11 protein-coding genes are annotated in these 13,797 nt (G+C 42.0%); 8 read left to right on the top strand and 3 right to left on the bottom strand.

The features are described 5' to 3' along the window. The first annotated feature begins 73 nt into the window (after positions 1 to 73). Positions 74 to 1,855: a DUF885 domain-containing protein gene (locus tag FHW88_RS09535; protein WP_317171356.1), complete on the top strand. Its 1,782-nt coding sequence runs from the start codon at positions 74 to 76 to the stop codon at positions 1,853 to 1,855. Between the two features lie 84 nt (positions 1,856 to 1,939). On the opposite strand, the gene FHW88_RS09530 is transcribed toward FHW88_RS09535, so the two are convergent. Beyond that, on the bottom strand, positions 1,940 to 2,182 hold the full coding sequence (locus tag FHW88_RS09530) for a hypothetical protein (protein WP_176625064.1): 243 nt from the start codon (positions 2,180 to 2,182) through the stop codon (positions 1,940 to 1,942). 153 nt (positions 2,183 to 2,335) lie between these two features. Between FHW88_RS09530 and FHW88_RS09525 the strand changes: the two genes are divergently transcribed. Continuing rightward, positions 2,336 to 3,256, top strand: a complete 921-nt coding sequence (locus FHW88_RS09525) for a DUF6263 family protein (protein ID WP_176625062.1) — start codon at positions 2,336 to 2,338, stop codon at positions 3,254 to 3,256. Positions 3,257 to 3,323: 67 nt separating this feature from the next. Here FHW88_RS09525 and FHW88_RS09520 read toward each other — a convergent pair whose 3' ends face one another. Then, a complete protein-coding gene (locus tag FHW88_RS09520) occupies positions 3,324 to 3,659 on the bottom strand; it encodes a hypothetical protein (RefSeq protein WP_090529844.1) in 336 nt (111 codons plus the stop codon). Between the two features lie 19 nt (positions 3,660 to 3,678). Continuing rightward, entirely contained in the window at positions 3,679 to 4,293 is a 615-nt protein-coding gene (locus FHW88_RS09515) for a TNT domain-containing protein (protein ID WP_176625060.1), read from the bottom strand. A gap of 199 nt (positions 4,294 to 4,492) precedes the next feature. Between FHW88_RS09515 and ligA the strand changes: the two genes are divergently transcribed. The 6 genes from ligA to FHW88_RS09485 all read left to right on the top strand — a co-directional run bounded on the left by ligA (position 4,493) and on the right by FHW88_RS09485 (position 13,795). Beyond that, on the top strand, positions 4,493 to 6,505 hold the full coding sequence (ligA, locus tag FHW88_RS09510) for an NAD-dependent DNA ligase LigA (protein ID WP_090531260.1): 2,013 nt from the start codon (positions 4,493 to 4,495) through the stop codon (positions 6,503 to 6,505). A 128-nt stretch (positions 6,506 to 6,633) separates the two neighbouring features. Continuing rightward, entirely contained in the window at positions 6,634 to 6,864 is a 231-nt protein-coding gene (locus FHW88_RS09505) for a hypothetical protein (RefSeq protein WP_090529838.1), read from the top strand. A gap of 83 nt (positions 6,865 to 6,947) precedes the next feature. Then, complete coding sequence (locus FHW88_RS09500) at positions 6,948 to 9,398, top strand: DUF5686 and carboxypeptidase regulatory-like domain-containing protein (protein WP_176625059.1); 2,451 nt, start codon at positions 6,948 to 6,950, stop codon at positions 9,396 to 9,398. Between the two features lie 91 nt (positions 9,399 to 9,489). After that, positions 9,490 to 11,433, top strand: coding sequence for a gliding motility-associated C-terminal domain-containing protein (locus tag FHW88_RS09495; protein ID WP_176625057.1), 1,944 nt, complete (start codon positions 9,490 to 9,492; stop codon positions 11,431 to 11,433). A gap of 151 nt (positions 11,434 to 11,584) precedes the next feature. Next, positions 11,585 to 12,283 carry a hypothetical protein gene (locus FHW88_RS09490; RefSeq protein WP_176625055.1) on the top strand — a complete coding sequence of 233 codons (699 nt, stop codon included), beginning with the start codon at positions 11,585 to 11,587 and terminating at the stop codon, positions 12,281 to 12,283. A gap of 132 nt (positions 12,284 to 12,415) precedes the next feature. Beyond that, positions 12,416 to 13,795 carry a M16 family metallopeptidase gene (locus FHW88_RS09485; RefSeq protein ID WP_176625053.1) on the top strand — a complete coding sequence of 460 codons (1,380 nt, stop codon included), beginning with the start codon at positions 12,416 to 12,418 and terminating at the stop codon, positions 13,793 to 13,795. The last annotated feature ends 2 nt before the right edge of the window (positions 13,796 to 13,797 follow it).

Genomic DNA, 13,797 nt, shown 5'->3' with positions numbered 1-13,797 from the left:
CAAATTCGTCGCCGGTTTGATTTATTTGGCTTAAAAGTTTTAAGTTTATGCTTCATTGTAAAACTCATCAGTTGTGGTCAGAAACATATTCTTAAAATTAGCACTCGCCGTTGTTTTATTCATGGTTGCCTTTATCGGCTGTAAAAAAGATGGGGGCAGCGGCACCGGCCCATTGTTAGGGAAGGATGATGAAGCTTTTATTAAATACGAGAACACGTTTCTGGATAACTTCTGGAAATTGAATCCTGATTGGGCCACATCTGCGGGGTATCATAAATATGACAGCCTGATGGTACTCCCAAACGAGCAAAGCCGAGATAAACTGGTAACTTTTGCTAAATACCAGGTTGATTCGTTAAGCCGCTTTGAGGTAAACACCCTGAATGAAGCTAATAAAATAGATTACAAGATTCTTCAAAACCAGCTTGAATACCTGCAATGGCAGGTGCGCCAGTTAAAACAGTATGAGTGGGACCCATCGTCATATAACGTTATCGGCACCTTCGCTTACATCCTGAACGAGCACTATGAGCCTTTGCCTAAACGTCTGCGTCATTTTTATCAGCGTATGTCGTTTATTCCGCAATATTACAAAGACGCCCAAAAACAGATTAAAAACCCGGTGGCCGAGCTTACCAGCCTGGCTATTGAGCAAAACCTGGGTGGGCTTGATGTAATAGGAAAAGACTTTGCCGATTCGCTTAAGAAAACCAATATCCCCAAAGCTGAGCAAAAGTTAATGACCGACAGGGCTGCGCAGAGCGTTGTTGCCATTAAAGCCTATGCCGATTGGCTTAAAGCACTTAAAAATGATCACCCAAGAAGTTTCAGGCTGGGCAAGGATTTGTATGAGGATAAGTTTAAATACGAAATTGTAGCTACCAATACCGCCGAAAAAATTTACAACGCCGCGGTTGAACGTAAAAAATACATTCACCGCGAAATGGGCAAGATCAGTAAACAGCTTTGGCCGAAATATTTTGGCAAACAAGCAGCGCCTGCTGATAGTCTGCTCATGATAAGCCAGTTGATAGATACCTTATCCTCAAAACATGTAAAGCCTGAAGATTTTCAATCGTCAATTGAACAGCTGATACCTAAGCTGAACGCCTTTGTTAAAGCTAAAGACCTGTTAACGCTCGATCCGTCAAAACCGTTGATCATTCGTAAAGAGCCTGGTTACATGGCGGGTGTGGCAGGCGCGTCCATGAGTGGCCCCGGCCCGTACGATAAAAATGGTAATTCGTACTATAACGTAGGCAGCCTGGCCGGCTGGAGCAAGGAGAAAGCCGAAAGCTACCTGCGCGAGTACAACAATTATATTTTACAGATCCTGAGCATTCATGAAGCTGTGCCGGGGCATTATGTACAGGGCGTATACTCCAATAAAGCCCCAAGTATCATCAAAGCTGTATTTGGCAATGGTGCCATGGCCGAAGGCTGGGCCGTATACACCGAGCAAATGATGCTGGAGAACGGCTTTGGCAATAACGAGCCCGAAATGATGCTAATGTGGTATAAATGGAACCTGCGTTCGGTATGTAACACCATTTTGGATTATAGTGTTCATAGCGGCAGTATGACCAAAGATGAAGCAATTAAGTTATTAACCCGCGAAGCTTTCCAACAACAGGCCGAAGCTGATGGCAAATGGAAGCGCGTTAGCGTAACCAGTGTTCAGCTTACCAGTTATTATACTGGCTATAAAGAAATCATAGATTTGAGGGATGCCTATAAACAAAAAATGGGTGATAAATATAAACTGAAAGAGTTTAACGAAAAGTTCCTGAGTTACGGCAGTGCACCGGTTAAATTTATCAGAGAAGCCATGCTGGCTAAAACCAGCGGAAATTAATTGATAGTCCACGGGTATAAACTCATGGACTATGAACCATGGGTTTATCTCCCATGAACTATCAAATTCTTTTTTATTAACAGCTTACGCGTAATGATTTTTTATCTGGTGCTCAAGCTGGGCCATGACGTTTTTCTTTAGCTTACCCTTATAGCAGGTACAGCCGTCCTTATCCAGGTTAAGCTCGGCAATTGTCTTACCTTGGTAAATCACACGGAAATTCCCTGCGTCGTTGGGTAAAATTGCCAAAATACGTTCATCTTCTCCCGAAAAATTGATCAGCACATGAAACTGGTGCTGTGGTATAAATGCTATCTGCTGTAACATAAAAACCTCTCTTTCCGCTAAATTAGGTGTGTGAAAAATTAAAGAGCCGAGCGCAGTATAAAGTTAACGAATTTGTTTTTAATTAATTGTTAGGAATTTTAAGTTTTTTGTAAGAGATATTATAATATATTTAGCGCTTACATATTACCAATCATGAAGAAAATTTTGATGGCCGGTTTACTGATTATAGGAGCGGTAACCGGTTATGCGCAGAAGGTAAAACCGGCTTTAAAACTAATTAAAGGCAATAGTTATTACTTATCTACTACGGCACACTCTGTTGTAAAGCAAACTATAAATGGGCAGGTTAATAATATCGATATGACGATTGACGGCAAAATGTCATTCAAAGTATTAAATGCTAATGATTCTCTTTATTATATGGAGGTTAACTATACCAAAGTGGGTATGAAAATGCAGCTGCCTACGGGTAATGTAACTTTTGATTCTGATAATAAGGATACCACAAATATTATGGCCAGAATCATGTCGGGCATAACCAATAAACCATTTACGGCAACGCTAACCAAAAGCGGCCGGATTAGGTCGATAGAGAACGCCGAGAATATGATCACATCTATGATAGATGGCTTTAAGGAGGTGCCGGCCGAAAAGAAAGAGCAATTGAAAACGCAGTTAACCCAATCGTTTGGATCAGGGGCGCTTAAAAGCAACCTGGAAATGGCCATGTCGGTGCTGCCCGAAACGGCGGTGGCAAAAAATGATAAATGGACAATTAAAAATAACCTGGAAGGTGCTATGAGCGCGAAGGTCATATCTGTTTATCAACTGGTTGATATCACTCCGCAGAGCTACCTGATACACGGAAATGCCACACTTGAAACAGATAATACTGCCGGTTATAAAACCGTTAGTAATATGCCCATGAAATACAATATGAAAGGTACTATGGTAGCTGATGTTGTTGTTGACAAGGCTACCGGCTGGATCTCCAGTTCAAAATTAAAGCAAAACATTGACGGTACTGTCGAAATAAAAGATAACCCGCAAGTTCCGGGCGGTTTAACATTCCCTATGAGTGTTACCAGCGAAACATCAAGTACCGACCATTAATTAAAACAGATAGTAATAAAAAAACCTGCCGTAACCGGCAGGTTTTTTTATTGTATAAACAGTGGTATTACAATATCCAAAAGCCTTCAAAATAAAGTTTATACCTTGTTGGCTGAAACTCGCCATATGCGAAAACAGCAATAGAGTTCCCCTTTTTAGTATAATATAGCCTGAGCCTTTCGCTGCCCTTGTATAAATTAAGAAAGTCGGCATTAAAGCCGCCTGTTTTTACAATGGTTTTAAAGTCGTCGGGTGTAATTACCTTATGCAGATCTTCAAAATTATTATTGGCAAAATCACCGAACTTTATATCACCGGCAGGCAGTTTAAATGTTTTATGTATTACCTCGGCTTCGTCTCCATCAAACAACAATGATTTTGTTACTTCATATTTTGTGATCATATTTTAATATATCGCGTTTTTATTGTTTTACCTCTTCAATGTAACCGCCTGCTTTCAGGTCGTTAACAGTGGCTGGTACTTCATACTGGATACCCAAGCCCGGTTTGCCAAACCATGGAATAATTTTACCCTCCCTAACTTTGGCTATAGGCTTCAGGATCTTGTAAATTTTGTACGGCTTGCTAAGGGTATTATCCGGCAAAGCACGCATGGGGAAAGGTACGCCTTTTGGCGATACAAAAGTGCCTTTGTCCTGAAAAGTGCCGGTAGAATCGCTATAACCGCCATAGCGGTCAATCAACACACCCTTTTTTAGAGTAATGATGATAAGATTTACTGCGCCACGATTTGGAGGCCAGCCGCCATTAAGGTTGTTGGCGGTAAAGAATTTTTCAAGCGCGTCCCATTTTTCGGTTTTCCAGAGCAGCCAGGCCGAATCGGCAAGGGCTTTCTTACTACTGGTGTCGGCAAAATCAGAAACTGAGCTTTTAAAGTCATCATAAGTAATGCCCCGTACCGGCAGTTTGTGATGGTTTGCAGCAGGGTTGTGGGCGTGTTTTAGTGGTTTTGTTTGCGCGGTTGCCAAAAAAGGCATCAACCATACTGACAGGATCAGGATTTTTAGTGTTTTCATTCGATGTAGTTTTTTGTTTGATAAATCTACTATGTGCTCCGCGTTTATGAAAGAGATTTATCATATTTATTTTATTGGTATTATATGCAATATCATATGCTAATTATTGTTATTGCATGCCAAAAAAACGTTATTGCCAAAAGCCGGTATTTACCGTGGTGAAAAGGATGAAATAAAGGAAATTATTACCTTCGTACCTATGTCATCAGCTGAAACAAAAAAACAAATAGAGGTATTAACCGCCGAACTTAAACAGCACAATTACAACTACTATGTGCTGGCTATGCCAACCATTTCTGATTTTGATTTTGATAAAAAACTGGAGTTGCTTAATAAACTCGAAAAAGAATACCCGGAGTTTGCTGACCCTGATTCGCCAACACAAAAGGTAGGCGGTGATATAACCAAGGAATTTGTAACCGTTAGGCACCGCTGGCCGATGTTATCGTTGGGCAATACCTATAATGAACAGGAGCTATTTGATTTTGATCAGCGGATCCGCAAAGCCATTGGTGATAACTTTGAGTACGTATGTGAGCTTAAGTTTGATGGTTTGAGCATGAGCCTCACTTATGAAGACGGCAAACTGGTACGGGCCGTTACCCGTGGTGATGGTGTACAGGGTGATGAGGTTACCACCAATATTAAAACCATTCATACCATACCTAAGCGCCTGCATGGCGAAGGCTATCCTGGCTATTTTGACATCCGCGGTGAAGTGTTCATGCACCGCAAAGCTTTTGACAGGTTGAATAATGAACGTATCGAAAGTGGGGAGGTTCCTTATGCTAATCCCCGTAACTTTGCCTCAGGCACAGTAAAAATGCAGGATTCGGCCGAAGTAGCCAAACGCCCGCTTGATTGCTTCCTGTACTTTTTGTACACCGAAAAAACAGTATTTAAAACCCATTGGGAAAGCCTGCAGGCTGTTAAAACCTGGGGGTTTCATACCAATGAGCATAGTGAGCTTTGCGGGGATATTAATTGCGTTTTGGCATTTATTAATAAATGGGATAAGGAACGTTTTAACCTGAGCTATGATATTGACGGCATTGTTATTAAAGTAAATAATTACTCGCAGCAGCAGGAGCTTGGCTTTACCGCCAAATCGCCGCGCTGGGCTATATCTTACAAGTTTAAGGCCGAAAGGGTGGAGACCGAGCTCCTTGAAGTGACTTACCAGGTAGGCCGTACAGGTGCTGTAACCCCGGTGGCCAATTTAAAGCCTGTACTGCTTGCAGGCACTACGGTAAAACGCGCGACGCTGCATAACGCCAATGAGATCATCCGGCTTGACCTGCATGAGGGTGATACCGTTTTTGTTGAAAAGGGCGGTGAAATCATCCCAAAGATCATTAGTGTAAACCCTGAAAAACGTAAGGCCAACGCTGTGCCTGTTGTTTACCGCGTTACCTGCCCGGCCTGCGATACTCCGCTTGAGCGCAAGGAGGGCGAGGCTGCGTTTTATTGCCCCAATGATGAAGGCTGCCCGCCGCAGATTATTGGAAAGATGCAGCATTTCATTGGCCGTAAAGCAATGAATATTGATGGGCTGGGTGATGAAACTATCGAAACCTTATACAGCAAGGGCTTTATAAGCCACATCAGCGATATCTATGAGCTGCATACCCATGCTGCCGAATTGAAACAGTTAGGCCGCTTTGGCGAAAAATCGATCAATAATATGCTTGATGGTATTGAGGCATCCAAGAAAATGCCTTTCGAAAAAGTACTGTTTGGTTTGGGCATCCGTTATGTGGGCGAAACGGTGGCCCGCAAGCTGGCTTTCCATTTTAAATCGATAGATAGATTAATGGGAGCGTCGGCTGAAGAACTTACAGCTGCCGAAGAAATAGGCGAACGGATAGCCCAAAGTATAACCGAATATTTTGCAGGTGAAATCCACCGGCAGGAAATACAAAAACTAAGGGAGCAGGGCCTGCAATTTATTGCCGAAGAAAAAGAAGTTGTACTGGCCAGTGAAAAGCTTGCCGGGATGAACTTTATTATATCGGGAACATTCGGCAGCTTTTCGCGTGATGAGCTGAAAGATATCATTGAACAAAACGGTGGCAAGATATTGAGCAGTATCTCGGCTAAACTTAATTACCTGGTCGCGGGTGAAAATATGGGCCCTGCCAAGTTAGAAAAAGCTAATAAACTTAATATACCCATTATCAGCGATGACGATTTACTCGCATTGATAAAATAAGCATTCCCGTGTTGTTTATTTTGTTTATTAATGAGGAATTTTATTTTTTGAGCTCAGAAATTACGTTATTTGTATTACCGAAAGGACCCCATAATTAATTAAACGTACTAATGTTCGAATAATTTACTATGGAAAAATTTATACCTATACAAGAAAATATCTTTTGTGAACCCTGTAAGGAATGCGGCGAAAGGCCGGTTATAGAGCAGGTTAAAGGTAAATTTATTGTGAGGTGCCCTGAAAGCAAATCGCATTATCAAACAAAGCCAGGCCTGGTTGATATTAAGGATTGGAACATCAAAAATAAGCCACACCCGCCTCTTGGCAGCAAAGATACATCAAAGAAAAAGGCATCCTAACCGGGTGTCTTTTCACATTATTTAACAATTTGGCGCTGTAACAATCAATTAATAAGTTTCATCTTAGCATAAACATCTGCTTAATGAAGCCAGCCTTAGTTGCGTTATTTTTAATATTCAATTTTTCTTCATATGCCCAGCAATTCAGCATTAGCGGTAAAATAACCAACCAGGAAGGTAAGCCCGTCCCCTTTGCATCCGTTTTTATAAAAAATACTACTATAGGAGTATCTGCCAACAGCGAAGGAACCTACCTGCTGCGTTTAAATGGCGGCATGCGGGAAATTCAATATAAAGCAGTTGGCTATGCCCAGCAAAGCAAAATTGTTAACCTTACGGCTAACCAGGTTATCAACATCAGCCTGCAAACAGAAACTTACCAGCTTAAAGATGTTACTGTGCATGCAGGGGCTGAAGATCCAGCTTATGCAATTATGCGTAAGGCCATTAAAAAACGCAAAACCTATCTTAACGAAGTTAAAGCCTATACCTGCGATATCTACATCAAAGGCTTACAAAAACTATTGGCCGCACCAAAAACTTTTATGGGTTTTGATGTGCAAAAAGCTACCAGTGAAGCCGGCCTTGATTCAAATCGCCGCGGGATAGTTTACCTTTCTGAGTCGGAATCAAAATATAGCTTTATAAGGCCCGATAAGGTGCATGAGGAACAGGTGTCGTCAAAAGTGTCGGGCCGTAACCGGGCGTTCAGCTTTAACCGGGCATCGGATATGGCGGTTAATTTTTACCAGAACTATGAAACCTGGCGGGGTATGAGTAACCGCCCGCTGGTATCGCCGGTGGCTGATAACGCCATGTTTTACTATAACTATAGGTACATAGGTACCTCGGTTGAGAATGGCGAAACTATTAACAAGATCCAGGTAAGCCCTAAACGGGCACATGATCCATGTTTTGAGGGGTATATTTATATTTTGGATGATAGCTGGCGCATTTACGGGTTGCAGCTTTACATCACCAAAAAGGCTAACATCAATTTTGTTGATACTCTTAAAATTAACCAGCAGTTTTTCCCTGTTAGCGAAAAGATTTGGATGACATCCTCTGTTAAATTTGAATTTACAGGAGGTTTGTTTGGATTTAAATTAGGAGGTTACTTTATTTCGATCTATAAAAACTACAACCTCGACCCAGCATTAGACAAAGCCGATTTTAATGAAGTGCTCCGGATCGCCAAAGGCATCAGCAAAGATTCTGCTTACTGGAACCAGGCCCGGCCTATTCCGCTTACCGGCGAAGAGGTTACCGATTATACCAATAAAGATAAACTCGCCAAAAAGCGGGAATCAAAAGAGTACCTTGACTCATTGGATAAAGCCAACAATAAATTTAAACCAGTAAACCTGCTCTTCACCGGCATTGACACCCGTAACCGCTATAAAAAAGAATATTTTCACTACGACCCTATCGTTGGCTCCCTGCTTTATAACACGGTTGAGGGTTTAGCTATTGATTATGGTGCATCGTACAGCAAATTGATTGATACAGTCAATAACCGCTATTTTATGCTGAATGGCAAAGTGCGGTATGGCTTGTCCAATCACCCGTTAAATGGCTCGGGAGGTGTTGCCTTACCGGTAATGCAGCGTTTTACATTGAGTTTAAGCGGAGGTTCGGATGTGGTCGATCTGAATAGCCAGGCGCCTATGTCGACCTTTGTGAATACGGTTCATAGTCTGCTTTCGCAACAAAACTTTAAAAAACTATATCAAAAGCAGTTTGCTTTGGCTTCACTTTCGGGCAGGATAACAGGAGGGCTGCGCGGCAGCGCCTCCGTTGAATGGGCTAACCGTAAGGCACTGTTAAATACAGCTTCATTTAGTGTATTTGATCCGCACTCGCATCAGTTTACATCCAATAACCCGTTGGATCCTGATCATAATACGCTGTTATTCGCCGAAAATCAGTCGCTCACCGTAAACCTGCAGGCCAGTTATGATTTCAGCAATAAATACGAAACCTATCCTTCGGGTAGGCGTTATCTGCCATCCAAATATCCAACCATCAGTTTAAACTACGCTAAAGGCATCAGCAATGTATTGGGTTCGGATGTTAATTATGATAAAATCAGCGCTGAAATTTCAAGGGCAGATATTAGCATGGGTTTTTATGGCAGTAGCTCATTTTTTATAGGGGCCGGTAAATTCCTGAATGCTAAGAGCGTATTCTTCCCCGATTATTTCCACTTTGCAGGCAACGAGGTGCTTTCATACAAGCCAAGGTTAAACCGCTTCCTGTTATTGGATTACTACGATTTCAGTACGCCTGATAAATACGTTGAAGGACATTTTGAACACAACTTTTCGGGTTTCATCACCAATAAGATCCCGCTGATCCGCAAGTTTAAACTACAGGAGATCTTCGATGTAAATTACCTGTACACTCCCACGCTTAAAAACTATACTGAGCTGGGTTTCGGATTGCAATATCTTAATATCCGTTTGATGTATGGCGTATCATACAATGGGGGTAGCGAGGCAAAATCGGCAATAAGACTGGGGATAAGTTTGTAATATGCTAATTATTAATTGCACTTAATATGGTGTAGGTATTAGTAATACTGTATATTTGGTTTAAACTATTGTGCCTGAACATATCATCAACTTGAACCTTTTACTAAAAAGAGCTGCATTGCTGTTTGGTGTTATACTTTTAACTTTTGTTAAAGTGTATGGACAGCAATTTTATGCCGCTACCGACCAGGGAATTTTACAGCAAGTAACCATTACGCCTAACGGCGCTGTTTCAAAAAATGTTAACGGTTGTGGGTCGGGTTATTTTTCGATTGCGCTTTGGGGTAATAAGATCTATTATACCCTGGCTTTCGGTGGATTGAGTGTAGCTGATATAACCGGAGGTAATACCCCCCAGGTAACTAATTGCCAGTATTTGGCGTCGGTGCCCCCCGTAAGTTCAATGACGGTTGATAAAAACGGGATCCTGTACATGGCCAGCTCGAACTCGCTGTACAAACTTGATCCTAAAAATCCCGTGCTTGTTAACCTGGGAATTATGCCGTACGGGGCTTCGGGCGACCTTGTGTTTTATAACGATAAGCTATATATGGCAAGTTATAATGGCATTGTCGAAGTTTCCCTCGATGATCTCTCTCAAAGTAAATTAGTTATACCTATTACAGACCGGACTGTATATGGTTTAACATCGGTAGCTTCCAGGGGGGCTGTAAAGGTATATGCTATTGGTGTAAACAATAACAGGTCGGAACTTGTAGAACTCGACCTGAAAAATATGTTTATAAAAGGTATTGCCGGTTCACTGCCCTATATAGTTTATGATGCCGGCAGTACTGTTGAAACAGGTGAAATACCGGTAATTAAGCTTCAAAGCATTAATGTGACCCGAGAGTGCAATGTGGTGAATAAAGGGCGGGCCGAAATTATTTGCGCCCCACACGGAAATCAATACACTTACAAACTTAATACCGGAGAAAGTAACACAACGGGTATTTTTGATAACCTGCCTCCTGGTAATTACCGGGTTACTATTACCTCATTTGGTGGTGAAGAGCCTAAAACATATCCATTCACTGCTCCTGATTTTTCACTACAAGACCCTGTTGTTACTTTTAATAAAACGGATCCGGTTTGTGATATCGCGGGTTCAATTAAATTGGAAACAAATGCCGATAAAGCCTTATACCGGGTACAATATAACAACACGGTTTACCCCATTGACCATGTTTTTGCAAATTTAATCCCGGGTAGTTATCACTTTTCAATTATAACACCAAATGGCTGTTTGCTGTACGAAAAAGATTGCACCCTCGTACAGGAAGTATGCCCGCCAATTGTTGTAAATGATATTGTCATCAAGCCCGAATGCGACTTTTACGGCGAAGCAAGTGTTACCGTGCTCACAGCAGTTCATCCGGATAATTATACATATAGCTTAAACGGTATAAGCAACACTACCGGAGTTTTTAACAGGGTGCTACCGGGTAACTATCAATTAGTAATCACTTCATCTGGCGGATCCCAGGCTAAAAAACAAGTTATCGTACCCGATTTTACTTTGACCAAACCCTATGTATCATATACCGCTAAAAACGCGATTTGTACATTAGCGGGGCAGGTAAAGTTTAACACCTATGTAGAAGGGGTAGCTATCGGCACTATTAAGCATGGCGACCAAAATTATACACCCGATGAAACAATAAGGGGCCTCAGCGCCGGCACCAACCACTTTGTCCTGCTGGATAAGCAAGGTTGTATCGTTACCGAATTGGATATAACGATAACGCAGGATTCATGTGAGCCGGTTACGTTTTTTAATACTTTTACGCCCAACGGCGATGGTGTAAACGACTTATTCAGGCCCAATCAAAGCAGTAATCCCATAGCGTATAAACTCACGGTTTTTAACCGCCTGGGCCAGCGGCTATTTGAATCGGAAAGTATATATGATGGCTGGAATGGCAATTATAACGGGAAACCTGTGCCTACAGGTGTTTACTACTGGATGTGCAACTATACCATGGGCGATGGACAGGTTGAGGTTCAAAAGGGGCATGTAACCTTGCTGAGGTAGCTTAAAGTGTTGGTTTACAAAAGGCGAGCTAAATGACCGGCTTAGCCTGTTTTTCCATGAGCAGTGTTGCAGTAAATGGATATTATAACCGGGCAAAAAAATCAGCGAAATCAGCGTCATCAAATTCAAACCAACGGTTTAACTTTGCCACATGATCAAGAATATCTTCGCTTGCTTAATAATCATGCTTGTAGCTTTTGGCTGCACTAAAAAAAATGTGCCGCATTACACCATATCAAGGGTTACCAAATCAGATACCGCTACCAGCCTTACTGTTAAAATAGACGGAAGGCTTAAATGGGCCGAGCTGCTGAGCATTACCTCGCAAATTAAAGCCGACAGCGCTAAGCTGAGCAACCTGCAGCTTAACTTTTTGCTTCCTGGTCATAATGATAAAAGTACCGGTGCTAATACCTTTTACGCCGTAGCCCGCTATCCGCAAGGAGATAAAGTTACCATGCAGGATACCACTAAAGATGCTGATGGCAATATCGTTAGGCTAAACATACTTGGCCTGTCGCCCGAAAAAGCAAAATACCTGCTTGGTTTAAACCCTGCCGACCTCAACGGGAAAAATATCATAGGCAGGTTTATTGACGATAATAACCATACTGTTATTGTTCCGTTTACTGATATGGCAGGCGAAAAAAAAGAAACTTATATTATTGAGCTTGATACCACCGGCACAGTAGTATCCCGTACCATTCCCCTCATGGACAACCGCGATGGCATTGAAAAGCTGCATGTAAGCCAGGCAGGCGATTATATTACCATAAAAGACAGCGTGCTTACCCAATACGCCGCTCATGACATGGGTTTGCCTTATAATAGTATTAAAGCCGGTATTTAACTGCTGTTTGTAAATATGCCAAAATCACCACAGGCTTAATTTCGTCTTGAAAAATCAGGGATAAGCGGTTAAATCATTCACTTGTTTAAGATTATACCGATATATTTATAGTGTTAAAAATATTGTAAATATATGAACCGAAATTTTATCAAAATTTTTGCATTAGGCGTGGCCGCGGTTTTTAGTGCCGGCATTGCTAATGCCCAGGTGAGGTTGCCGGAAGGCTACTTCCTTAAAACCTTGCCAAACGGTCTGGATGTGCTGGTGATTGAAAACAGCAAAGTGCCTTTAACTACCATTGAAATAGCTGTAAAAAACGGTGCCTATACCGAAGGGCCGGAGTTTAGCGGTCTGTCGCACCTTTTTGAGCACATGTTTTTTAAAGCCAATAAAGATTATCCAACCCAGGAGAAGTTTTTAAAACGTACCCAGGAGCTTGGCGCCATCTGGAATGGTACTACCAATACCGAGCGCGTAAATTACTATTTCACTTTTGACAGGGATAGCCTTAAAGCGGGCTTAAAATTCATGAACGCGGCTATCCGTTTCCCAATTTATCGTGAGGAGGATATGAAAAAGGAACGCCCGGTGGTTGACGGTGAATTTCAGCGAGCCGAAAGCGATCCTGGTTTCCAGCTTTGGTATGGTATGCAGCAAAAGCTTTGGGGCGATCTCATCACCCGCAAAAACCCTATTGGTGTCCACGAAGTGATCAACACGGCTACGCCCGAAAAAATGATGATCATTAAGGATAAATATTATTTCCCTAACAACAGCTTGCTGACTATTTGCGGCGATGTTAAGCATGATAATGCTTTTGCCCTTGCCGAAAGCATTTTTGGCGACTGGGCCAACAGTGGTTTCGATCCTCAAACCAAATTCCCTATTCCAGCATTTAAGTCTTTAACCAAACCTGAGTATTTTGTTAAGGAAGCAACCATTGCCCAAACCCCTTATATGGAGTTTACCTGGCAGGGACCTTCATATCCAACGGATTCAGCTTCAACTGTTGCTGCCGATGTGTTTTCGACTATTGTAGGCTTAAACTCGTCAAAATTGCAGCAGGCATTGGTTGACAAAGGTTTGGCCAGCGGTGTTTATGTAAACTATACTACCAGCCGTTATGTGGGCCCTATTGATATTTTCGTAGTGCCTAACCCTAACAAGCTTAAAGAATGCTATACCGAGTTAATGAACCAGGTAAGCATGTGGAATAAGGACGACTATTTTACCGACGAGCAAATGGCTACCGCTAAAGCTATCCTGCACCGTAATGATATTAAAGCTAAAGAAAAACCATCATCGTTACCAAGCCAGATCAGCTACCAGTGGTGCAGCACCTCGTTTAATTTTTATACCGACCTTGATGCCAACTATCAGAAAGTTACCCGTGCCGATATTAAAAAGTACCTGGAGACTTACGTAATTGGCAAGCCATATGCTGCCGGTATGATCATAGCGCCCGAGTTAAATAAAACAGTAAACGCGGCTTCATTTTTTGCAGCCAAGTAATT

Origin of the sequence: Mucilaginibacter sp. SG538B (assembly GCF_013376065.1) — a bacterium.
GTDB lineage: Bacteria > Bacteroidota > Bacteroidia > Sphingobacteriales > Sphingobacteriaceae > Mucilaginibacter > Mucilaginibacter rubeus.
This window is presented reverse-complemented; position numbering and strand designations above follow the sequence as displayed.

Bases quoted from the DNA above. Each gene is read 5' to 3' on its own strand.
- FHW88_RS09530 (WP_176625064.1), bottom strand. From the start codon at position 2,182: ATGTTACAGCAGATAGCATTTATACCACAGCACCAGTTTCATGTGCTG.
- FHW88_RS09525 (WP_176625062.1), top strand. From the start codon at position 2,336: ATGAAGAAAATTTTGATGGCCGGTTTACTGATTATAGGAGCGGTAACC.
- FHW88_RS09520 (WP_090529844.1), bottom strand. From the start codon at position 3,659: ATGATCACAAAATATGAAGTAACAAAATCATTGTTGTTTGATGGAGAC.
- FHW88_RS09515 (WP_176625060.1), bottom strand. From the start codon at position 4,293: ATGAAAACACTAAAAATCCTGATCCTGTCAGTATGGTTGATGCCTTTT.
- ligA (WP_090531260.1), top strand. From the start codon at position 4,493: ATGTCATCAGCTGAAACAAAAAAACAAATAGAGGTATTAACCGCCGAA.
- FHW88_RS09505 (WP_090529838.1), top strand. From the start codon at position 6,634: ATGGAAAAATTTATACCTATACAAGAAAATATCTTTTGTGAACCCTGT.
- FHW88_RS09500 (WP_176625059.1), top strand. From the start codon at position 6,948: ATGAAGCCAGCCTTAGTTGCGTTATTTTTAATATTCAATTTTTCTTCA.
- FHW88_RS09490 (WP_176625055.1), top strand. From the start codon at position 11,585: ATGATCAAGAATATCTTCGCTTGCTTAATAATCATGCTTGTAGCTTTT.
- FHW88_RS09485 (WP_176625053.1), top strand. From the start codon at position 12,416: ATGAACCGAAATTTTATCAAAATTTTTGCATTAGGCGTGGCCGCGGTT.